The following is a 22,021-nucleotide window of genomic DNA, read 5'->3' on the forward strand; positions in this document are numbered from 1 at the left end:
AGCATCTCTGATGGATTGAAGCTATCTAATACCGCTTTGCTGTTGCAGTGAGTGCAGTATCACAGCCGCGAAACAAAACAGTATTCCAGACAGTCCTAGAAACCCAGAGACGATACCGAGGCCGATCGGGAACGTGTTGGTCGAGGTGTAGTTCGTAATCGTCCAGTAGGTGAACGCGAGGCCACCGAACCAACAGAGAAACCCGGGTAGTCCGAGTGCCGTAATTGGACGTTCCCTCTCTATCGTTCGTAAGATATTGCTCACTAACGTGATTCCGTGAGATATCGGGTGGTGACTACTTGTATTCTCATTATCATAGTTCACGTTCGTCCCAACCTCTACGATATCGTAGTTGCGCTCGTGAGCATGATGAAGGATATCCGTACTTGCACTCATCTGACTCCCTATCCCTGGATCGTTCGCGAGGTTCTCGAAGGCTCTGGGTGAGTAGACCCGGAATCCACATTGCGTGTCCTTAACCCAGGACTTGGGTCGTATGGCACCAAAGCTAAGATTGGTCAGGAAATTAATAACGAGGAGTCCCAACTTTCGGTAATACGGTGCGTTCGTCTCACCATCCCCAACGAACCGACTCCCAATAACTATCTCGGACTGACTTTTCGCCTGAAATTCGACCAGTTTTGGGATGTCTGATGGATCGTGCTGTCCATCTGCATCCAACACCACGAGATGAGAAACGCACGCCCGTTCGGCCTGTTCGAACAATGAATGCAGCGTCGCGCCGTAGCCGCGGTTTGTTTCGTGTTCGACAACGATTGCACCCGCCTGTTTCGCTTTAACAGCGGTTCTATCCTCACTGCCGTCGTCAACAACAAGCACTTCGTCTGCGTATTCGAGGCCCTCTTTAACCACATTCCCAATAGTTGCTTCCTCATTGTACGCTGGAATTCCCACTAGTACCCGTTCCCCACGTTCTAACGGGGGTTTGCTTCGCGAGTCGACGAGAAATGAGTCCGACTCCTGCAGTACGTTCATACTCGCTTCGAGATCTATCCGGGAGGTTGGGTCGTCGTGAAAGACGAGGCCCGGAAAGCCGGCTTCACGTGCAGTCTCAAGTAAACACTCTTTCATGGACTGCTGGTCGAACAGTGCATTGCAGTCTACGATACGGGCTCCGAGCGCACGCGCGAAAACTCGCCACTCCTGATTACCACCGTCCGTACCAACGATGATCGCTTGATGACCGTTCCGTCGTGCATTGATGATTTCGGCAGCGATCGATTCAGCGGCACCTTCTGTAGCTACTATCCCAACTGCAGGGTTATTAGTTGATACCGTCAGATTGCCATCGATATTAATCTCGCCTACTTTTGACATGGAATATATAGTTGCCTGCTGTAGTGTGGAATCGTTCGTTCAATCTGCATTATTGACAGACTCCGGCAACAATACATTTGTTGAATATATAACTATTGGGGCGTCCGCCGTTAGAGATCCGATAGCCATAGTTCGCAGTAATACTCTCTTCTAATCACATTAAGAATCCTATCAGTTCTCACCTCCCAAGCTAGTTCTACTCGAACGATTGGTTTGCTTATCGGGAATCGGACCACATCACATTAACTATTCCTCTAAATTACAGAAATAAACCTTCACAGCATCCGCTGGCGTATTATAACGGGAGTACATATGTTATTCATATCTCCGGATTTTCTCTCGTTTGATAGTCGCTACCACCAACGAATATAACGGACCGTTTATCACTGAGTCAGTATTTAGAACTTAGTATGTTCGGGAGTGTTCAATAGCAAACAATAGAACCGTTTTACATTCCCTCTCTATCTTTTTCCTCTGTAAGCTGCTTCTAACCGGCAAAAACGAGAGAGCTATGTCTTCGCTGTGAGAGTTCCATAAATAAGACGCTGGCAGATTTAAGAGGCGGGGGGTTGACAGTTCTGGTAGGGACTCAGATGCATCGAACACAGCAGAACATCATTTCATTCGATCTAGAACACTGGTACATGGCGACGTTACTGCGAGATGAGGTGACCAACCCAACGGCACGACTCGAGGAGTCTGTTGATATTGTGTTATCGTTGCTCAGCGAGTACAACACGCGCGCGACGTTCTTTGTCGTCGGGACGATCGCCGAAAAGTACCCGAATCTCATGGAACGAATCGTCGGAGATGGCCACGAAATTGGGTCACACGGACATACGCATACCCCAATTTTCGAACTAAACAAAGCAGAGTTCGCGGAGGAGTTAACTCGAAGTTCGGATGCGATAACGTCTGCTGTCGGGCAACGGCCTCTCGGATTTCGCGCTCCGAACTTTTCGATCACCCGAAAGACATCATGGGCACTCAACGTTCTCACAAGTCAGGGTTTCAGATACGACTCAAGTGTCTTTCCCGTGCGCACGCCAATGTACGGTGTCACCAATGCACCGGTAGAGCCGTACGTCCCTGGTGAAGACTCGTTCTCGAAAACAGCCGGTCGGGGTGCTCACGAGTTGGTTGAGTTTCCGCTTGCCGTGTTTCACCCGACGTTTCGTGTGCCCATCGCGGGTGGCTTCTACGCGCGGTTGCTCCCCTCAAAACTCCTCAGGAAGGGAATCAAAACACTCAACCGCCGGGGGATACCAGCTACGCTGTATTTCCATCCGTGGGAGTTCAACCCCCGTGTCGTCCGAACTGACATCTCACTACACAAGCAGTTCGTCAGCTTTCACGGTGTTTCGTCGTTACGAGACACTGTCGCACGGATACTGGAATCGTTTGAATTCGGTCCGTTACGGGAGCTTCTACCTGCCTATGCCTGAGATCACAGCCACCGTTTCCCGGATATCCGAGAGCGAATTCAACGGTGAGTGGCAATCCTTCGTCCAGGACCATCCGATTGCGACGCCCTTTCACTCAAGTCGCTGGCTGGACGCCGTTGCATCTACTTTTGGATACGACGAACGTCAGACACTCGTTTATCGCTCTGATCGGGGCGAACCTATCGCTGCGATACCCGGGTTCCTTACTCCGGAATTCTTGGGTCGCAGTATCGTCAACCCGTTCTGTGAGTATGGCTTTCCGCTACTCGCTCCTGATGTAGCGCAAGAACCAGTGTTCGCCAAGATAGATGAGAACGCCGGCCTGTTACACGCACGGATAATCAAAGAAACCGAGTGGAGCGGTGTCAGTCGATATAACTGTTCGGGCTACGGGGGACTCGATACCGGGATCTCAATTAGGCTGCCGACGACACGGTCCTATGACGATGTCTGGAACCATACGTTCAAGAAACGGGCACGCAAATCTGTGCGCAGTGCTCAGCGGGACGACCTGACCATCTCAACAGGCAGCGTTGACTCGTATTACCCTCTATATGTCTCGACCATGGAACGACTCGGAAGTCCACAGTTCCCGAAGGCTTTCTTTCGGGCACTGAAGCAGAATTTCGGTGCGAAGATGCGTATTCTTTTAGCTCAGAGAGAAGAGACGCCGGTTGCAGGCATCCTCTGTTTAGAATGGAACGGCGAAAAAATCGTCTGGAGTAACGCGTCTATCCCACGGTTCTGGGATGATAACCCGAACCACCTACTCTATGCCACCGCAATCAAGGCGGCCTGCGAGAGCGATGTACAGGTTATTGATTTCGGCCGCTCTCAGACCGAATCGAGCGTCCACCAGTTCAAGTCCCAGTTCGGCGGGCACAACTATCGACTCACTAGCTTTGTCGACCCGCCCCATCGGACTCCTCGAGCAGACATCGAGGGGTACGGCAGACTGGCACCGTTAACCAAGCGACTATCGCCCATCGTCACCCAGAGACACATTGGGCCACAATTGAAACGCTTCCTTCATGAATGAACTCACACTCGCAGTGTTCGTTGTCATCATCCTCGGGACGAACGTGTACTGGTGGCGCCGTGAACGCATCACACGGCAAAGTCTCACGCACAGTCGAGAACGTCTCGAAGCAGCTCCAAACGAACAAAACGACACCAGAGTACCACAGGGAGATGGAACCAATATACAGCGAAAGCGCGCAGCGGAAGCCGCCGCTGAAATGCTGGAAACAGCGCCGGAAACCCTCCCCGAAGAGGTCTACCAATTAGAACAAAAAGTTCGGTCGCTTCAAGGTGAACTCACTGATATTCGCACCCAATGGGCAGATTCGTGGTGGAACGCCCGCTCAGCCCCCTCGGTCGACGAGACGAGCCCCCATCTCTACACCGTAGAACTGCCGGATGGAAAACTAGCCGAGGCTAAGGCATTCGCTAAACGGGCTGTCGATGACGAATATGGTATCACGATTGTCTCCGTGAGTGGAGAGGACGTGTTCGCAGTCGGGGTCGGAGACGCGATGGTGCCGCGATTTAATGCGGAGGATATCGCCGACCAAATCACGGAGATAGGCGGCGGCGGTGGCGGCGGTGATAACCGCGTCGCCACCGGCGGCGGGGTAGCCGAACTCGAACAGGCAACGAACCAGATCGCATCGCGAATACGAAACCGGATACAATCGGAGACAATTTCGAACGAACACAACGAATCGCAGTCCCTTAAGTAGATATCTGCCGCTCGCAGTCCGCGGGTCAGAGTGTCGACCTGAAGCCGCTAGGCTAATTGCGTTCACACCACTTCTTGATAGAGATCTTCGATACGGGCTGCGATCTCCTCCCAGTCGAAGCTCGATTCGACGAGAGCACGATTTCGTCTCCCGACAGCCTGTCGCCGGTCCGGGTTACTGATATAAAATTGGATAGCGTCCGCTACTTCGGTCGCATCTGGTGGGGTGGTAAGCAACCAACCATTGTTGCCGTGGGTTATGACGTCGGAAAGTGCCCCCGCTGACGTGGAAACAATAGGGAGACTAGCGTTCATCGCCTCTAGCACGACAGTCGAGAGCCCTTCAGACGTCCCTGTAAATGCGAAAACATCAGAAGAGTGGTACGCACACTGCAGTTCATCAAAATCAACGGTAGACAAGAATGTAACACGGTCGTCCGCTCGGTCGGTGAGCGTCTCGAAGAACTCTCCATCACCGGACCCGATGAGAACGAGATCTAAATCTACGTCTGGAAGGTGGGTAGTTATCGCATCAACGAGGACGTCCGGTTTCTTTACCGGGACCAATCGGCATACAGAGAGGATAGTAGGCGTCGCCGGGTCAAGTCCGTACTTTCGGTTGAATGCTTCTACATCCGTCTCGCTTACCCTGTACTGCTTCGGGCGAATTCCGTTCGGGATGACTGAAACCCGACCGGGCGGCACGTTGAACCTATTGAGTAAACTCTGCTTTTCCGAGTTACCCAGTACGATTACGGCATCCATACAGTCGAGTACGTATTGGGCAATGGGTTTATATGCCTTATCGAGGAGTCGTGCACGTACGCTATGGCGCGGTGGAACAACTCCGTGAATCGTCAGGATCATCGGTGTCTCCCTAGAAATAGCGTGTGCCGCTTCAACTGTGGGTAAAAACCAAGGGCTGTGAAGGTGATACACATCTGCGGTACTCTGTCGGACGCGACGATACAGTTCGATTGAAACCGGATTGCGGTAAACAGTGGTTGTAGTAGCACAATACTTCGTGTTCGGGTCTTTCTCTAGTGGCCCCCCTCCGTCGAGACTGAGGTCAGTCGTTATCGTCTCGGTAGTGTGTCCAGCGTCGGACAATGAGTTATTGAGTCGGTACGCATAATTCTCTATCCCTCCGATCGACGGTCGGTACAGATGTGGAACTTGAATTATCTCCATCGTCTTTGATTAATTTCTAGCGGATTGTTTCATAACTAGCCGATTCACCTGTGCATTCTCCGGTCTGGAGCTGGGTTGATGATCGGTTGGAACTGTCAGGCAGCACGACTTTTTACTTAGAATTTTGCGACCCTGTATTCGAGACTCTGAGCGAAACCAGACAACTGTCGTCACGCGAACAGCTCTCATCTAGCCTAAAGATAGTCGGCTCAGGTTTAACGATTTGCCTGTCTGCGGACCTCGTTGTTAGTATGGGTTCACAACGTGGTGGTTCTTGCACGAAGGAGGCCTCCGAACTGCTTGAGGGTGTGCGTTTCATGTAGTTGCATCAATAAGTGTTAAGAGAGGGCCGCGGCAAACATCCGCAATATGGTCGAAAACGTGTTGCTCCTTACTATTGACTCACTCCGGGCGGATTACGTTCCGGATAGGGAAGATGGCAGCTCCACAATAGCAGCTGTCGCTTCGACTGGGGTCCGATTCAGTTCGGCGTTCGCAACCGGGTCAGGTACTGGGCCGTCCTTCCCCGGGATTCTGACCGGGACCTTGCCCCTCTCCTTTGGCGGACTTGGCCCTCTGAACAGAGAGCGACCTCGCATGAGTTCAAACCTTCATAACGCGGGACTCAGTACGGGCGGGTTTCAGACCAATCCGTTTCTTTCAGCACATTTCAATTACGACGTGGGGTTCGGCCGATTCGAGGACTACCAGAATCCATTGATGGGACTCGCAACGCGGCTCTTTCCACGGGGTATCGAAAGTGATGGGTCGAAGCTTTCCTTTTTCGGTGGGAGTATTGACCTTGCTTCAGCGCTGAAAAGCACCTACGAGTATTTCCGTGGCAAGCCGCGACCGTACGTCTCCGCGGAGGTAATCAGTGAGGACACGATCGCATGGTTGCGCGAGACAGATACTCCCTTCTTCTGCTGGAGCCATTTCATGGATGTCCACCATCCGTGTTTTCCTCCGGAAGAGTACAGACACAAATATGGTATTGAGGACGTGACCCATTCTGAAGTCGCAGAATGGTACAACCAATTTTCAACGTCACCGGAGACGTTGTCCCAGGCGGAGGTTGAAACGATGCGAGATCTATATCGAAGCGCCATTGAGTATGTTGACGACCAGATTGGTACTATCGTTAATCACCTCCGAGAGACAAATCGGTTTGACGAGACGCTGCTCATCATCACCTCCGACCATGGGGAACTATTCGGGGAACACGACCAGTATGGGAAACCGGATAGGATGTACGACGAACTTCTCAAAGTCCCCCTCCTCGTAGCGAATGGTCCCAACTGGCTTTCCGATGCGACAGATCAGTTAGTGAGTCTCCTTGACTTGCCACCACTGATTCACGCAGCACTCGGTGTCGACCCGTGTCCTGCGTATCGGGGACGAGTTCCCGGTCAGGACCCAGCAAGACAGTACATCCAAGCAGAGATGGAATATCAAGGCGAACCAATCGTTGGCGTGAGGTCGCGCAACTGGCTATATGAGGCGGACGAGATATCTGGCGAGCACCGAACTTACCGTATCGACTCTGAGACACCGAGCCGGATTTCGCCGCATTCGGTTGAGAGCGAAGAGTTGGAGGCTCTGAAAGACGCTGCAGTGAAGCGACTAGCAGAGCTCGATATCAGTGATCGGCAGTTGCGGGATGAAGTCGACGGTGACATGGAATCTCGTTTGGAAGACTTGGGGTACCTCTGAGTGGCACACCGAGCGATATTCCGGAAATCGCCCCCTCGACGCTGGTTACCGACAGTCACACTTATCCTGCGTTTCCAGCGACACCGAACACTAGCGGCAATTAGCCATCGTCAGCAAACTTCGGGCGGCCCTTCCTCACAAACTATCTGCGTGGTGTGCGATAGTTGTTACAGGTCAAGCTTTTTTAGCCTAAGCGGTGTAGCTGCGTTGACGGCCTCATTCACGTAGATGCACATCGTTCAGATACACACACGTTACTATCCGCATCTCGACGGTGTGGGATCGACGATCAGAGCAATCTCGCGGGAACTCGTCTCGAATGGTCACCGAGTTACGGTCCTCTGTTCGAAGATCACTCCGTCTGAACCACTTGCTGAAACAATCGAAGGCGTCGACGTGCGGCGTGTCCCGACTTCAGGACGTATCTCTGATACGGAACTCCCACTCACCCTGCCAAAAGTGCTGGCCGGAGTAGTATCTGAAGCAGACGTGTTGCATACGCATCTCCCGACCCCGTGGACTGCGGATGTCAGCGCAGTACTCGGGGCAGTCACGAATACACCAGTGGTTCTAACGTATCATAACGATCTCGTCGGAACGGGTATTCAGGACATTCTAGCGAAGACGTACAATCGAACGGCGCTGCAAGCGACACTCCGGCTTGTGGACAAAATCCTCATTACCCAACCGGATTATCTCGGTGACTCTGCACACTTAGCGCCCTTCGAGTCGAAAGTGGAGACAGTGTACAACGGCGTCGACATCGACTTCTTTCAACCAACGGCTGCCAGCTCACTGCCGGAGGGCGACTTTCCAAGTGGCAGTTCGATGATCTTCTTTCTCGCCTTGCTTGACGAAAATCACACATACAAGGGTCTGGACGTTCTTCTAAAGGCTATCGGAGAGATCGCCCGCCGAGAAGATAACGTACCACATCTCTTTGTCGGCGGTGACGGCGGACTAAAACCCGAATACGAAGCGATGGCACGCCAGCTCGAGATTACAGATCATGTCACGTTCCTGGGACGGGTGCCAGAGTCTGACTTACCGACGTACTATTCGCTAGCGGACACCTTTGTCCTTCCATCGCTGTCGTCCGCGCAAGAAGGGTTTGGACTGGTCTTGCTCGAAGCACTTGCCTGTGGGACTCCTGTGATTGCTACACCAGTTGTCGGCATCGCCGATGACATCCGCGCGGAGCCGATTGGCACGCTCGTTCCGAAAAACGACCCTGAGAAACTTGCCAGTGCGATACGCAAGATGATTGCCGGTCAGATCTCGGTGGAGTCGGAGCGAATGACTTCGCTCTGTGAAAATAAATACTCCTGGTCATCGAGTGTCGCTGAGTTGGAAGATATTTATCAGGCACTCGTCGAGGCGAACGACACAGGGATATTCAGCTAAAGATTAGCCATTCCAGGCTTCCAGAGGAATATCACGATTCGGGGATAGCTCATGAGATCAAATCTTCTAAGTCGGGGTGGCCAACGAATTTCCGAGCTTGCTCAGACAGATCACTGAGGGAACGTCTTTGTCGAAATTCATCGCGAATCGCCTGCCACTGCTCGTGACGAACACGAACCAAAACGGGAATTTTAGGAATATTACATAGATATGCGATGGCGAGCCGGTGTCGGCCATTCGTGAAGTGTAGAAATGTGCCATCACGACCAATATCGACGGTTATCTCGTCGTGAGTCGAAGGACCGAGACTTTCGGTACCAATTGCCCCGTCTGGTTCGTTATTCCGTTTATATCCATCAGAATTAATAGACTGTTTAAGGTGGTCGAGATATTTGATTCGCTCTTTTAGTTCCGCCTCTGACTGACATCCCCAGATTTCTGCCCCCCGTTGAAATCGATCAAGACATGCGTTGTAATACTTCGTTTGCTCAAACGGGATTTTCTCGTCAATCATACTCATGATCAGCTTCCATTCCGTATACTCGGTAATTGGGACTCGCTGCCGATCCCAATCACCGGTAAGAATATCTCCAAACTCAGCATATTGATGACACGCGGAACGGTGAGCGATTTCAAAATGTCTTCCATACTCTTGGGAACTGAGACGGTCGGCAAAAGCATATTTAATAGTTCTTGGATCAATCCAAAGAATTCTATCATCGTCTGCGTCGGTTTGTCCACAATGATAATATCGATATGTAATTTTTCCAATTTGGTTTCTCATCTTTTGTCTTCCAAAATAAACACCTCCTATTGTTAGTCCAGACAATCCGTCTCGTCGAAATTTGTCTATAGACTTCGTTAGCAGGCTCATCAATAGTAATTGGCTATCTGACACTATAATAGTTTGGACGCTGTTTAATCAGGAGTCTTACCAAACCAGTTGTTCGTTTGGTAAGTATCCAGGTCTAGTGAGGACCGGTAAAAGGTATAGAGATGATGAAAACTTAAATTCAAAGTGCGGAAATAAATAAAATACCATCAAGAGCTGTGTACAATGTGGGAACAGAAAAGACGTGTAACGCCACTCTATGGTCGATGATAGAAGTAATCAGTCACTTTTGGAAAAGATAGCTAGTCGAGAGTGATGTTGAGTGTCGAGGTTAGTTCATCGATCGAGCCAAAGAGTCAGTCGCTAAGAACGTCTTGGAGTTGTCGCCAGCATTCATCAACAGGGTTGAGTTTCGGCGAATACGACGGTAACGTCACGAAGGCGAGGTCGTCACAGGTCGCCAGGTTCGTCACGGCCGACTCCTAGAGATACGACGTTCCATCCAGAACGACGATCAACTCATCTTCGAATTCGTTTCATGGTGCAAAAAAAATACTTTTGTGTGATCAGTAGTGATGTACTCTTCGAATCGGGAGAAAAAGCTTTAAATTCCTCCAATTATACCCAATATAGGGCCTAATCGCACTATTCCTCCGCCATAATATCACTTCTAACCCAAATTTATACCTATATGACTTATTCTAGAGAGGTTTGTGCATTATCTGTACTAGTTCTATCGTATTTCTCGCGATTCCTATCGATAATGAGAGTGAACTATAGATGGAGGTTGCGATCGGGCAGCGGGTTTCCAAGCGAAGGTGAGCCGACCCGACGGATTTTTACCCGTCCGAAGACCCCCTTGGGACAATGCAGATTCTCGTCACCGGCGGCGCGGGCTTCATCGGCGGCCACCTCGCCGAGCGCTTCGCCCGCGACGGACACAGCGTCGTCGTGTTGGACAACTTCGACCCGTTCTACGACCTCGATATCAAACACCACAACGCCGAAATCGGGCGCGAGGCCGCCGAGGAAGACGGCGGAAGCTACAAACTGGTCGAAGGCGATATCCGCAACGCCGAGTTGGTCACCGACCTCGTCGCCGACGCCGACTACGTCTACCACCAGGCTGCACAGGCCGGCGTCCGCCCGAGCGTCGATGATCCCCGGAAGTACCACGAGGTCAACGCCGACGGCACGCTCAACCTCCTCGACGCCTGCCGCGACGAGGGCATCGAGCGCTTCGTGATGGCCTCTTCCTCGTCGGTGTACGGCGTCCCGCAGTACCTCCCCTACGACGAGGAACATCCGACGACCCCCGTCTCGCCCTACGGCGCGTCGAAGCTCGCCGCCGAGCGCTACGCCTGCGCCTACGGCGAAGTCTACGACTTCTCCGCCGTCGCCCTGCGCTACTTCACCGTCTACGGTCCGCGCATGCGCCCGAACATGGCTATCTCGAACTTCGTCTCGCGGTGTCTGAACGGCGAACCGCCCGTGCTCTACGGCGACGGCACGCAGACACGCGATTTTACCTTCATCGAGGACGTCGTCGAGGCGAACGTCACGCTCCTGGAAGAAGACGCCGTCGACGGCGAGGCCGTCAACATCGGCTCGACGGACAACATCGCCATCAAGACGCTGGCCGAGGAGATCCGCGACCAACTCGCGCCCGACCTCGAACTCGTCTACGAGGAGCGCCACGACGCCGACGCTGAACACACCCACGCCGACACCTCGAAGGCCAGCGAGTTGCTGGACTACGAGGCCGACCATACCATCCGCGAGGGCGTCTCGAAGTTCATCGACTGGTACCAGGAGAATCAGGCGTGGTACGAACCGCTGGTGCGACGGTCGTAGTGACTCGTCAGAACTTGCTGGATCCATCCTACGATGATGAGCACCTCAAACTACTTCCGCTCGCATACACGATGTATGTATATGAGTACGTCAATTCGGGTCTCCGACGAGACGAAGAAGAAGTTAGCGAGGCTAAAGCGTGACGACGAGAGCTGGGACGAGTTTCTCGACCGGCTGGCGAACGAGGGGTCGGGGATGAATGCTGGCGTGTGGAAGGGAACTGACAAAGCCGAGAAGGCCCGTGAAGCGATCGAGCGCTCACGAAAGAGCTTCGAGCGATGACGTTTCTGGATTCGTCGGTTATCATCGACTACCTCGATGGCGTCGAGGAAGTCGTCGGGTTCGTCGATGAGCAACCAGTTTTGGTGACCTCCAGTATCTGTATATACGAAGTGCTTGCCGGTGCGGTGTTTTCGAGCGGTGAAACCGATCTCGTCGGGGCGCGTGAGAACTTCGGACGGGTCGCTGCGCTCGATTTCTCGGAGGAAGTGGCGTTCGAAGCGGCCCGAATGCAAGCCCGTCTTCTCGAATCCGGCGACCCGCTGTCACCACGCGACCTCATGATCGCGGCGACAGCGCGATCCGAAGGGAAAGAACTGGTCATCTCCGACGCTGACTTCGATACAGACGGTCTCCGTGAACTACTTTCTGTCCGGAAACTCAGTTCGAATCAGCATTCCGGATGATCGATTTGCCAAATGCAACGTAAGAGAGCACACGAAATCTACTCTCTTTTTAGCTGAGTTGGACCCACTAGATTGTCGAACTCGAAACAATATTTGGTATCGGTACTTTGGCACGAGAGGGTTGGTATAGAGTCAGTACCGATCACCCTATGTCAAAATCAAACTATTGATCAGTTTTGCAGTTCATAGAACAGCCGAAAAGCTCACGAAATGTACTGTGACTCTGCGGTCGCTACCGAAGGTATCGTTCACAAGGAGGTCGCTAACAAGGCCATTAGCCGACAAAGTTGCATGACAGCGACACAACATCCAGAAGTACAGTACTCTTGACCCACTACTTCTAAACGTGGGATCATCCGTATCCTATCGACTGAAAAGCGGTAACGTCAACACGCCGTCCGTTCTACTGACTCCCAATGTGGCCCTGGGGACACGCCGCGCTGGGCTATCTCTGTTACACGTTCGGTATCCGCGCACAGGGCGAGACACCGAACGGACTACCCGTCATCGCCCTGGCGATCGGGACGCAGTTTCCCGACCTCGTCGATAAGCCGCTCGGCTGGACACTCGGGATTCTTCCGGGCGGGCGCTCGCTGGCCCATTCGCTGTTGACGCTCGCTGTCGTCGCCGTCGTCGTCGGCTACGTCGCTCACCGGTACCACCGGAGCGCCGTCGGTGTCGCGTTCCTTGTCGGCTATCTCACACATGTCCTCTCGGATGGTCTCTACTCGGCCATCGAGGGGGCGTACGCCAATCTCACCTATCTGCTGTGGCCGGTGTTGCCGATGCCCGAACCCGAGATCGCACAGACCTTCTGGGCGCACTTCGCACAGGCCTCGCTTGACTCGTACATGGCGCTCGAACTGGGACTGGTCATCCTGTCTATCGTCGGCTGGTGGGTGGACGGCCGTCCCGGACTCGGCGTTCTGCGGACGACCGGCGAACGGTGGCTCTCGCGGGTGGCCAACGCCGGAGAGCAGTGAGCGGCGGCGTCGCTTCGCGTCTAACGGCAGCCGGTAGAAACGCGTCTCGATAACCCCACGCCGTCCGCCGTGCCGATGGATTTATTCGGGTTACAGGTAAGGTCGGAGATATGAGCGACGACGGGGGAGCCGTGACGGTGTTAGAGGACCGCCCCGAGTTGGCCGCTGCGACCGAGGACATCCTCGCCGTCGACGCCGAGCGAGAGACGTGGACCTTCGACGACGTTCCCGTCGACTCCGGGATGTTCGGTGAACTCGTTTCGAGTGGCATCGTCGAGAAAGCCGACGACGGAAACTACCGCGTCGCGAACCCGAACACCGTGCGAGCGTCACTCGGCGACGAGCCGGCCGCTGACGAATCGAGCTCCCTTGAGACGCCTGACTTCTCGAACGCCTTCGAGAATATCGCTATCGAGCCGCGGGCCATCGCGATGCTCGCGGGCGCATTGGCAGTTCTCCTCGCAGCGAGGGCGTACGTCATCGGAGCGATCTATCGCGGCGGCGACATCGTCCTCTCGGGGAACGACCCGTACTACTACCGGTACTGGGTCGAACAGATCGCCGCCGAAGCCGGCGGACGGCTCGACTTCGCCTCGCTCGCGGTCCTTCCCGACGCGGTGACCAAAGGCGAACCGCTGATGGTCGCGACGCTGTGGTGGGTCGCGGAACTGCTCGGCGGCGGTGACCGCATCATCGGACACGTCCTCGCCTGGTACCCGGTGCTCTCCGCGCTCGTTTCGGGCGTGCTGGTCTATCTGCTCGCGGTCAGAGTGACGAACGACCGACGCGTCGGGCTCGCGTCGGTTCTCTTTCTGGCGTTCCTGCCGGGTCACGCCTTCCGGACGAGCCTCGGCTTCGCCGATCACCACGCATTCGACTACCCGTGGTTAGGGCTGACCGCGCTCGCCCTCCTCGTAGTGCTGACTGTCGGCCGCGACGAAGAGCGAGCGTGGATCTCCCAGCCGACGACGTGGATCGCGGCGGGGGGACTCGGTCTGGGTATCGCCGGGCAAGTCCTTTCGTGGGAAGCGGGGCCACTGCTGATCGTTCCCGTCGGTCTGGCTGTGGCGGCGGCGACGGTACTCGATCTGTACGTGGGACGGACGCCGAGTCTCCGGTACGTCCCGGTGCTTCTGGGAGTCGGGCTCGGTGCGCTGCTCACGTGGGGCGTTCACGCGGTCGCCGGCTGGCATACGACGCTCGTCGCCAGTGCACCGATACTGCTGTTCATTGGCGTCGCTGGTGTCGTCCTGCTGGCGGTCCTCGTCGACCGGATTGGCGGGACTGCGACGCAGCTGGTAGCCGTCGACGCTGTCGTCGGTATCGGCGGGCTATTGCTCGTTCGCAGCGTCTTCTCGGAGCAGTGGGCGGAGTTCGTCGGTCGACTCGATACCCTGTTTCGCTCCGACGCTATCGCCGAAGTGTACGGGCTCTTCAGCACCGAGTCCTTCGGCTTCCTCTTCCTTCTGGGCTTTACGCTCATCCTCGCGCTTCCGGTGATGGTATGGTGCGTGCGATTGGCGGCAACCGATAATCCGGGCTGGGCCGTGCTGGGAACGTACGCCTGGTACTTCCTCGTGCTTGCGACGATTCAGGTCCGCTTCGTCGGGGAACTCGGGACGTTTATATCGATCTTCGCGGGCTACGCGTTCGTCGCTCTCGCCGCCCACATCGACCTCGCGCGTCCGACCGCGAGGACCAGCGAATCGGTGCGAAGCGTGACGATTCCGGACCGGAAGACTATCGGGCTGCTTTTCGCCCTCTTTCTGCTCGTGGGCAGTTTCGGAGCGCTGCAGGTCCCTATCAAGACGAGCCAGATCGTCATCGACGACGGGACCTACGAGACCGCGACCGCGCTCGACGCGAACGCCGCCGCACACGAACTGGAGTATCCCAAGAACTACGTCTTCAGCCGGTGGGGGCAGAATCGCGTCTACAACTACTTCGTCAGCGGCGAGTCGCGCAGTTACGCGTACGCACAGAACAACTACGCCGACTTTGCCACGTCGACGAATCCCGAGGAGTGGTACGACCGTCTCAGTGGCCGCGCCGGATACGTGGTCGTACAGAGCGACACGCCGGTCAACGCCTCGCGAGCGATCCACACGCGGCTGTACGAATCGTACGGCTCGCGAACTGAGCAGGCACCGGGCGTCGCACACTATCGACCCGTGTTTGCGACCGCGGACGGTCGCTACAAGGCGTTCGCCCTCGTTCCCGGCGGAACCATCGAAGGGACGGCCGCGCCGAACGCGACGGTGACGGCTTCGACCACGCTCTCCGTCTCGAATCAGACAGTCGAATACCAGCGGCAAACCACGGCGGGTTCGGACGGCGCGTTCTCGGTGACCGTCGCCAATCCGGGGACGTACACGGTGACCACCGGGAACAAGACGAGGGAGGTTGTCGTTTCGGAAGAAGCGGTGACTGAAGGTGGAAACGTCTCTGTCAGCAATGGGACGGTGTGAATTAGACTCAGTATGACCTGCTTACTTTCGAACTGGTTTCCGTTCCTGAAGGACGCAGGACTTATTTTACTCCTCTCGAATCAACCTGATGATGGATAGCGGATGGCGGTACCGGGTGGCCAGCGTGACGGGCGTCGTCGTCCTCACAGCACTCGCTGTCACGCTCGTGAATAACGCGACCGTCCAATCGGTCGCGACGATGGTTCCCTTACTTGACCGACTGTCGCCGGATCCGCCGGTGGGTCCGGAGTTCGCCTTCGAACTGTTGATAGCCGCCGGCGTGTTCGCCGGTGCGTTCCTACCACTGTACAAGCCTCGTCCGCGCCGGATCCTCGACACTATCTCGCTCGTGCAGAAGCGAGTGTTCGTCGCGGTGTTCGCCCTCGCGACGATCGGCTACTTCGATTACAGCTACCAGCTCCCGCGGCTGACGGTGCTGCTGATGACGCCGCTATTGTTGATTGTGCTCCCGGCCTGGTTCGTCTGGATTCGTCAGCGGCCGTCTTCGAAGGGCGAACGCACGCTCGTCGTCGGCGACAATCTAGGGACTATCGACGCGGTGGCCCGCGAAGTCGACGGGCTGTTGCTTGGATATCTCTGCCCAACGAGTGCGGTCGCCGCACCGATCGGTGTCTCTGGACTGGCTACCGACGGCGGCGAGTCGATCGGGATGGAACGCCTCGGCGGACTCTCACGTATCGAAGACGTGCTCGTTGAGTACGATGTAGGAACGGTCGTTTTGGCGTTCGGTCACGCTGACCGTGCGGAGTTCTTCGGAGCGTTGGATGCCTGCTACGAGCACGGCGTCAACGCGAAGGTCCACCGCGACCATACTGATTCAGTGTTGGTCGCAGAAGGGCAGGTCGGGCCGCTCGTCGACGTCGAGATCGAACCCTGGGACGTACAGGACTATCTATTGAAACGCGCGTTCGACATCGTGTTCGCTGTGGGTGGGTTGGTCGTGTTGTCACCTGTAATCGTGGGGATCGCGTTAGCTATCAAGTTAGATGATGGGGGGTCGGTTCTGTATCAACAAGAGCGGACTGCTGTCTTCGGAGAGACGTTTGACGTGTACAAGTTCCGGTCGATGACACCTGAAGGTGAGTCCGCGACACCCATTGATGACGGGGACAACGACCGGATTACCGGCATAGGGCAGGTGCTGCGACAGACACACCTCGATGAAATTCCACAGCTCTGGTCGATTCTGAAAGGCGACATGAGCGTCGTCGGACCGCGAGCGGTGTGGACTGACGAAGAAGCGTTGTTGGAAGCCGAGACACAGTCCTGGCGACAGCGGTGGTTCGTCAAACCCGGCCTGACGGGGCTAGCGCAGGTCAACAACGTCAAGAGCACGAACCCGACACAAAAGCACCAACTTGATCTCAAGTATATCCGGGAACAATCGTTTTGGTTTGATACGCAGTTGGTTGTCCGTCAGGTCTGGAAAGTGGGCGTCGATGTGTATCTAACTCTGCAGTAGTGGAGAAACAAATTAGAAATACTTCGAAAAGAATATATTGAGTGTCTGTTTCTTAGATTTCGATGATGGCCCTATCTCTTCTAATGTTTATAATACCTATAACTAAGTTATATAAAAGTAGTTGAGATTATTTTAGACTTCAGACATTTTTTACTGAAAATTTAAGATAGAAGAACCTGAGAAAGAGATTAACAGTCAGATCAACAATCAAGCATCGGGTCATTTATTCATAGGCGTTGAGTTTGACCGAATGATGGAGGTTGGGGATCAGCAAATGGAGGACAAGTTCCGTGAGTAATATTTCTGTATTGCTCCCTACTGCCGCTACGAGCGACCCCGATGGTTTGCAAAGAGCACATCGAAGCATCACCGAACAAACGATACCACCGGCAGAAATCATTTTGGTGACTAATCAGCCGCTCACGGAAGATATCGAAACGACGATTAGCGGCTTAGTCAATACGCACTCAGCTACTGAGCATGAACACTTTCCTGACGCCCAAGGCTTAGGAGGCGTGCTTCAAGAGGGCCTCAAGAGATGCTCAGAACCCTTTGTGGCACGAATGGATGCTGACGATATTTCTCACCCCGAACGATTCGCCGCCCAGCTACCTGTCCTTACAGAAACCGAGTCAGATATCGTAGGATCACATCTCGCTGAATTCCGCGAAGATTCCGAAACACCAGAACGAACACGCGAAGTTCCTATATCTCATGGCGAGATCTCTGAGTGGATGCCGTGGCGATGTCCGTTAAATCATCCCACTACTATGTTTGATCGTGAAGTCGTTCTTAATGTAGGGGGGTATCGTGATTTCCCGATGATGGAGGACTGGGACTTATGGGCACGGTGTCTTGCGGCCGGACTACAGTTCCGCAATATTGACCAGATACTTGTCCGAGCGAAAATCAACAACCTCGGGGATCGCCGAGGTGGTGTTGATTATGCAAAGGCAGAGATTCAAATGGCACGGAGATTACGGGAACTCGGTATAGCTTCTAGACGAGATACTTTGCAGCATCTTTGTCTTCGTATTCCCCCAAGACTTTTATCATCAAATACACGTGAAGTAATTTATCAGACATTTGTTCGATGATGTTTGGATATATCCCATTATATCATCTCAAACATTTTGGAATAGAAGACATCGATAGAATTAGAAGAATACAATTACTTTTTGAGTCTATGGCAGAAATTGCACTCTTTCATCCTGGAATTATGCGTCACGGAGGGGGAGAATCTGTAGCCGCGCATACTATTGAGGCTCTTACAGACCGCCACTCACTCACAGTATTCTCTTTAGACGAACCTAATGTGAAAGAATTAAACAAGCGACATGGTACAGATATCCGACCCGAAGAGATACAGTATCAGAATCCCCTTCCTATTCTCAACAGGACGCTTCGTCCATCAATCACCGTTGTAAATGAGTTCCTTGGTTCCTCTCTCCAGTTAGATGCACTAGCGTCTGCACTCATTCAGGCCGTAACTAGTTATCGCTCATTTGCGGAGTATGACCTTTTTTTCTCGACAAGTAACGAGTTCGTCACTAATACGCCAGTCATACAGTATATCCATTTTCCGATCTACTCTTCATTCCAACACGCCCGGTTCGAGCCCTGGGCTCCCTCGAAAAAGTACCGATTATATCGTTCGATTTGCCGTCGAGTTGCTGGTGCAGAAGACATGATGAATAAAGGGTCAACCTTTGTCGCAAACTCGAACTGGACTGCGAATCTGGTTCGTGAATCATACAATACCGACGTAGAAGTAGTATATCCTCCAGTCAGAACCTCTGACTTCGATCCTAATGATTGGATGGAAAAAGAAGACGGATTCATCGCTATCGGTCGAATCCATCCATCGAAAAAGCAGAAAACAATTATTGAGATTCTTGATCGCCTTCACAAACGGGGAGCTTCATATCACCTCCATCTCGTAGGCGGGATTGGTTCCGAATCGTATGCCGCCGAAGTACGGAAACTCGCGGAGAGCCGGCCGTACGTACATCTTGAAGGATATCTTGACAGAGAAGAGATGGTTGAGTTAGTCGAGAAACACAAATATGGTCTTCACGGGCGTCAGTACGAGCACTTCGGGATTTCTGTCGCAGAACTCGTAGCTGGAGGATGCATCCCGTTTGTTCCCGACGGTGGTGGGCAAGTAGAAATTGTCGGGAAGCGTTCCCAACTCATGTACGAGAATCCCAGTCAAGCGGTTGAAAAGATTTTATCTGTGACGGGAAATCAGCACCTTCAGCGGGATATTCAAAAAGAACTTAGAGGTCATTGCCTCGATTTTAGCACAGACCGTTTCAAGAAGAAGATACAAAGTTTAGTCTCGTCAGAACTATCAGGCTGTAACTAAGATAGACTGTAGTTAATACGTAATGTTACTCTCCAATGGTTTCTGCATACAGTTCCATAATCTGCTCAGTAATGCGTTCTGGTGAGTACTGCTCCATTACCATTGTTCTGTTCTGAGATCCAATCATATCAATTTTACTCGCCGCGAATCTAATCGCCTTTGCTAACTGTTTTGCGTCTTTCGGTGGACAGAGGAACTCTTCTGAAGGAACAATATCAGATGGTCCACCTATATTGGTCGCTACGACGGGAAGTGAGGCCTGCATCGCCTCAAGTAAAGTGCGGCCGAACGGCTCCGGCCAAATTCCAGGGTGAACGAATATGTCGGCCTTGGCGTACTCACTTTCGATATCAGAATATGGGATCCGACCAATAATACTAACCTGATCCGTAACACTAAGCTCATTTATTTTCTGTATGAGTTGTATCTTTTGTGGGCCATCTCCTACGATACGAATCTCAAAATTTTTCGGCAAATACGCTGCTGATTGAACAAGATACTGGACTCCTTTTCGCTTGATTAAAGATCCAACATATAAGATTCGGATGGTTTCATTGTCTTCGGATTCTGTCGAGATCTCAAACGAAGGGTCCACCATATTTGGAATCGTCGCAATATTATTACCATCAAATCCGTTTTCAACATAAACACTCTCACTCTCGGCGCTTAGACAAATGAACTGGTTTATATTTTGAGCAAGTATCCTAAGGATCCGGCCAGTTGTGGGCATAAACAGCCTGTCGTATACTTTCCTCGGACCAGTTGCACGCACACCGTAGGCAGACTTTGGGAGGAGTGCGTACGAATTGAGCGTCGCGACACTTGGAATAGAGAGTAACCGACTGACCACACCGAGAGCAGGATGATAGTATACGTTATACCCATGAAGTATATCGAATTCAGCGAGCAATTCGCGGTGCCTCAAGAGTTTTATTGCGACGAATATGTTCGGCAGTTCTAATGGAAATGTTGAGTGTGTGCCGAGCCGTTTGACTCGCACACCGTTTACTCGTTCCTCGCATTCACCATCGAAACTGATGACAAGTACATCATCAATATCATCACGAGATGCTACCTCTTCGGCAAGGAGTTGAACACTAATTTCTCCACCCCCGTGGACATTTGGGGGATAACTAGGGGTGACGAAGCAGATCTTCATGAAGTATCACTATGTGCGAAAAATTTCTTTGAAGAATTCTCGTTCATATTAATCACTATTGGGATGCCCAAATGTTCTCAGACAGCTCGTGAATGCTGTTACAGAACTCATCCCATGTCGGTACAATAGACGGGTCCAAATCATTGGGATTTGCATCAAGCAGTTCTGGAAGCTTTGATACCCATGCGTCAACCGACGGTGGTATAACCTTTACGCCCGGACTTTGGTCAAGAACTTCATGGACGAACGCATCAGAAGAAACTGCTACTGGTGTACGCATAGCGTATGCTTCTAAGGGTGTAATTCCGTACGACATCCATCCAGGACACGCAAAGACATCGGCAGATTTGTAGTACGAGGATAGTTTCGTCTCTGGGACGTATCCCTCAAAGGTAATAGCAGATGCCACGTTCAGGCTTGACGCTAGATGTTGGAGATCGGCCCGCTCGTCGCCCTCTCCAACAATAACGAGCCCGATATCGTAATTATTTGCACGTAACTTTACAATAGCTTCAATAAGAAGATCAACACGCTTTCGGGAGTCAAGTCGGCTCACACTCAAAATAGTGTGTTCATGCTCCGACAGAGCACGGGTTTCAACGGACTCGTACTTGTTTATCCAAGACTCAGAAACACCTGGACGGACTACAGTCGCTTCGATATCATAGAGGGTCTGTAGTTCCTGCTGGACTTGCCACGATCCGGTAGTGACGTAGTCTGCTTCTTGCAACCCGTGACGCTCAATGTACTGACTGACGGAGGCTCTCACCCGTGTAGCTATTGAGGGGGTAGATTCTTGATAGAATTCCCCGTGACCTGGAACCATCGAGACCAGCTCCCTAAAACCAGTATCACCTATATAAGGGAGACGGTTTGGTTCGTCAATAAACCAGAAAACTGAGCCATGTATATGTGGAATATACGGTACTTGGTCAGAAAGTAGTGAATTGGCTAGGAAGAGACGCTTCGTAAACGAATGGGGGTAAAAAATGTCAATATCGTATTTTTCAACGATTGATCGTACTTTTGCCACATCTCCTGAGATAGACCCAGACGAGAGGATGACATCCACGCCTTCAGGAACACCGTAGTCTCTAGCCACCGAAGGATCGTAATCACTAGCAAGTAGGAGGACTTCATTTCCTAGTTCAGAAAAATACCTTGCCTCTTCACAAACCACTCGCTCAGCACCTCCATGGGTCGAGAGAGAGGGTATAGCGATACAAATATTCATAGTTGATGAAGAGACGAGCTGCCCTCAAAACGATACCGGAACGCTTCTACATCAAGAAATGATTCAGATTATGTCTTGCGGTCACCATTATAGAAACGGAAAAGCTTAATTCTTGGTGGGTC

Annotated in this window: 18 protein-coding genes and 1 pseudogene; 13 read left to right on the plus strand and 6 right to left on the minus strand. The window is 52.8% G+C overall.

The features are described from left to right. Positions 1 to 21: 21 nt before the first annotated feature. Positions 22 to 1,338, minus strand: a complete 1,317-nt coding sequence (locus tag GO488_RS11905; RefSeq protein ID WP_162318046.1) for a glycosyltransferase family 2 protein — start codon at positions 1,336 to 1,338, stop codon at positions 22 to 24. A 644-nt stretch (positions 1,339 to 1,982) separates the two neighbouring features. Here GO488_RS11905 and GO488_RS11910 point away from each other — a divergent pair. From GO488_RS11910 to GO488_RS11920, 3 genes are read left to right on the plus strand one after another with little or no spacing between them, the layout of a single operon-like run. Continuing rightward, positions 1,983 to 2,783 carry a polysaccharide deacetylase family protein gene (locus GO488_RS11910; protein ID WP_241692938.1) on the plus strand — a complete coding sequence of 267 codons (801 nt, stop codon included), beginning with the start codon at positions 1,983 to 1,985 and terminating at the stop codon, positions 2,781 to 2,783. Next, positions 2,776 to 3,822 carry a lipid II:glycine glycyltransferase FemX gene (locus GO488_RS11915; RefSeq protein WP_162318048.1) on the plus strand — a complete coding sequence of 349 codons (1,047 nt, stop codon included), beginning with the start codon at positions 2,776 to 2,778 and terminating at the stop codon, positions 3,820 to 3,822. Before GO488_RS11910 ends, GO488_RS11915 begins: the two co-directional genes overlap by 8 nt. Then, the gene (locus tag GO488_RS11920) at positions 3,815 to 4,525 is read left to right on the plus strand and encodes an alanyl-tRNA synthetase (RefSeq protein ID WP_162318049.1); all 711 of its coding nucleotides are present in this window, start codon (positions 3,815 to 3,817) and stop codon (positions 4,523 to 4,525) included. Before GO488_RS11915 ends, GO488_RS11920 begins: the two co-directional genes overlap by 8 nt. Before the next feature lie 62 nt (positions 4,526 to 4,587). Here GO488_RS11920 and GO488_RS11925 read toward each other — a convergent pair whose 3' ends face one another. Next, the gene (locus tag GO488_RS11925; protein WP_162318050.1) at positions 4,588 to 5,715 is read right to left on the minus strand and encodes a glycosyltransferase family 4 protein; all 1,128 of its coding nucleotides are present in this window, start codon (positions 5,713 to 5,715) and stop codon (positions 4,588 to 4,590) included. A gap of 369 nt (positions 5,716 to 6,084) precedes the next feature. Here GO488_RS11925 and GO488_RS11930 point away from each other — a divergent pair, with 369 nt between their 5' ends. Together GO488_RS11930 and GO488_RS11935 are read left to right on the plus strand one after the other, a co-directional pair. Beyond that, a complete protein-coding gene (locus GO488_RS11930; protein ID WP_162318051.1) occupies positions 6,085 to 7,428 on the plus strand; it encodes a sulfatase in 1,344 nt (447 codons plus the stop codon). A 228-nt stretch (positions 7,429 to 7,656) separates the two neighbouring features. After that, entirely contained in the window at positions 7,657 to 8,832 is a 1,176-nt protein-coding gene (locus tag GO488_RS11935) for a glycosyltransferase family 4 protein (RefSeq protein WP_162318052.1), read from the plus strand. Positions 8,833 to 8,881: 49 nt separating this feature from the next. Here GO488_RS11935 and GO488_RS11940 read toward each other — a convergent pair whose 3' ends face one another. Both GO488_RS11940 and GO488_RS19945 read right to left on the minus strand, forming a co-directional pair. Beyond that, entirely contained in the window at positions 8,882 to 9,706 is an 825-nt protein-coding gene (locus GO488_RS11940) for a hypothetical protein (protein WP_162318053.1), read from the minus strand. A 260-nt stretch (positions 9,707 to 9,966) separates the two neighbouring features. Next, positions 9,967 to 10,265, minus strand: a pseudogene (locus GO488_RS19945) (transposase); the annotation flags it as partial. Between the two features lie 266 nt (positions 10,266 to 10,531). On the opposite strand from GO488_RS19945, the gene GO488_RS11950 reads away from it, so the two are divergent. The 8 genes from GO488_RS11950 (at position 10,532) to GO488_RS11985 (ending at position 19,506) form a co-directional block, all read left to right on the plus strand. Then, entirely contained in the window at positions 10,532 to 11,518 is a 987-nt protein-coding gene (locus GO488_RS11950) for an SDR family oxidoreductase (RefSeq protein WP_162318055.1), read from the plus strand. A 75-nt stretch (positions 11,519 to 11,593) separates the two neighbouring features. Next, a complete protein-coding gene (locus tag GO488_RS11955; RefSeq protein WP_422111220.1) occupies positions 11,594 to 11,800 on the plus strand; it encodes a DUF7557 family protein in 207 nt (68 codons plus the stop codon). Further along, complete coding sequence (locus tag GO488_RS11960) at positions 11,797 to 12,204, plus strand: type II toxin-antitoxin system VapC family toxin (protein ID WP_162318056.1); 408 nt, start codon at positions 11,797 to 11,799, stop codon at positions 12,202 to 12,204. Before GO488_RS11955 ends, GO488_RS11960 begins: the two co-directional genes overlap by 4 nt. Before the next feature lie 416 nt (positions 12,205 to 12,620). Next, positions 12,621 to 13,187 carry a metal-dependent hydrolase gene (locus GO488_RS11965; RefSeq protein WP_162318057.1) on the plus strand — a complete coding sequence of 189 codons (567 nt, stop codon included), beginning with the start codon at positions 12,621 to 12,623 and terminating at the stop codon, positions 13,185 to 13,187. Positions 13,188 to 13,297: 110 nt separating this feature from the next. Further along, a complete protein-coding gene (locus GO488_RS11970; protein WP_162318058.1) occupies positions 13,298 to 15,655 on the plus strand; it encodes an STT3 domain-containing protein in 2,358 nt (785 codons plus the stop codon). A gap of 91 nt (positions 15,656 to 15,746) precedes the next feature. Then, positions 15,747 to 17,138: a sugar transferase gene (locus tag GO488_RS11975; RefSeq protein ID WP_162318641.1), complete on the plus strand. Its 1,392-nt coding sequence runs from the start codon at positions 15,747 to 15,749 to the stop codon at positions 17,136 to 17,138. Positions 17,139 to 17,428: 290 nt separating this feature from the next. Further along, positions 17,429 to 18,235, plus strand: coding sequence for a glycosyltransferase (locus GO488_RS11980; RefSeq protein ID WP_162318059.1), 807 nt, complete (start codon positions 17,429 to 17,431; stop codon positions 18,233 to 18,235). A gap of 89 nt (positions 18,236 to 18,324) precedes the next feature. Continuing rightward, positions 18,325 to 19,506, plus strand: a complete 1,182-nt coding sequence (locus GO488_RS11985) for a glycosyltransferase (RefSeq protein WP_162318060.1) — start codon at positions 18,325 to 18,327, stop codon at positions 19,504 to 19,506. Positions 19,507 to 19,531: 25 nt separating this feature from the next. On the opposite strand, the gene GO488_RS11990 is transcribed toward GO488_RS11985, so the two are convergent. Both GO488_RS11990 and GO488_RS11995 read right to left on the minus strand, forming a co-directional pair. Further along, positions 19,532 to 20,665, minus strand: coding sequence for a glycosyltransferase family 4 protein (locus GO488_RS11990; protein ID WP_162318061.1), 1,134 nt, complete (start codon positions 20,663 to 20,665; stop codon positions 19,532 to 19,534). A 55-nt stretch (positions 20,666 to 20,720) separates the two neighbouring features. After that, on the minus strand, positions 20,721 to 21,899 hold the full coding sequence (locus GO488_RS11995; protein ID WP_254282996.1) for a glycosyltransferase family 4 protein: 1,179 nt from the start codon (positions 21,897 to 21,899) through the stop codon (positions 20,721 to 20,723). Positions 21,900 to 22,021: the final 122 nt, after the last annotated feature.

The sequence above is a fragment of the Haloarcula limicola genome (assembly GCF_010119205.1).
Taxonomy (GTDB): Archaea; Halobacteriota; Halobacteria; order Halobacteriales; family Haloarculaceae; genus Haloarcula; species Haloarcula limicola.

What these genes read in the sequence shown, in the direction of transcription:
- GO488_RS11905 (WP_162318046.1), bottom strand. Translation starts at nt 1,338, where the DNA reads ATGTCAAAAGTAGGCGAGATTAATATCGATGGCAATCTGACGGTATCA.
- GO488_RS11910 (WP_241692938.1), top strand. Translation starts at nt 1,983, where the DNA reads ATGGCGACGTTACTGCGAGATGAGGTGACCAACCCAACGGCACGACTC.
- GO488_RS11915 (WP_162318048.1), top strand. Translation starts at nt 2,776, where the DNA reads ATGCCTGAGATCACAGCCACCGTTTCCCGGATATCCGAGAGCGAATTC.
- GO488_RS11920 (WP_162318049.1), top strand. Translation starts at nt 3,815, where the DNA reads ATGAATGAACTCACACTCGCAGTGTTCGTTGTCATCATCCTCGGGACG.
- GO488_RS11925 (WP_162318050.1), bottom strand. Translation starts at nt 5,715, where the DNA reads ATGGAGATAATTCAAGTTCCACATCTGTACCGACCGTCGATCGGAGGG.
- GO488_RS11930 (WP_162318051.1), top strand. Translation starts at nt 6,085, where the DNA reads ATGGTCGAAAACGTGTTGCTCCTTACTATTGACTCACTCCGGGCGGAT.
- GO488_RS11935 (WP_162318052.1), top strand. Translation starts at nt 7,657, where the DNA reads ATGCACATCGTTCAGATACACACACGTTACTATCCGCATCTCGACGGT.
- GO488_RS11940 (WP_162318053.1), bottom strand. Translation starts at nt 9,706, where the DNA reads ATGAGCCTGCTAACGAAGTCTATAGACAAATTTCGACGAGACGGATTG.
- GO488_RS11950 (WP_162318055.1), top strand. Translation starts at nt 10,532, where the DNA reads ATGCAGATTCTCGTCACCGGCGGCGCGGGCTTCATCGGCGGCCACCTC.
- GO488_RS11955 (WP_422111220.1), top strand. Translation starts at nt 11,594, where the DNA reads ATGTATATGAGTACGTCAATTCGGGTCTCCGACGAGACGAAGAAGAAG.
- GO488_RS11960 (WP_162318056.1), top strand. Translation starts at nt 11,797, where the DNA reads ATGACGTTTCTGGATTCGTCGGTTATCATCGACTACCTCGATGGCGTC.
- GO488_RS11965 (WP_162318057.1), top strand. Translation starts at nt 12,621, where the DNA reads ATGTGGCCCTGGGGACACGCCGCGCTGGGCTATCTCTGTTACACGTTC.
- GO488_RS11970 (WP_162318058.1), top strand. Translation starts at nt 13,298, where the DNA reads ATGAGCGACGACGGGGGAGCCGTGACGGTGTTAGAGGACCGCCCCGAG.
- GO488_RS11975 (WP_162318641.1), top strand. Translation starts at nt 15,747, where the DNA reads ATGGATAGCGGATGGCGGTACCGGGTGGCCAGCGTGACGGGCGTCGTC.
- GO488_RS11985 (WP_162318060.1), top strand. Translation starts at nt 18,325, where the DNA reads ATGGCAGAAATTGCACTCTTTCATCCTGGAATTATGCGTCACGGAGGG.
- GO488_RS11990 (WP_162318061.1), bottom strand. Translation starts at nt 20,665, where the DNA reads ATGAAGATCTGCTTCGTCACCCCTAGTTATCCCCCAAATGTCCACGGG.
- GO488_RS11995 (WP_254282996.1), bottom strand. Translation starts at nt 21,899, where the DNA reads ATGAATATTTGTATCGCTATACCCTCTCTCTCGACCCATGGAGGTGCT.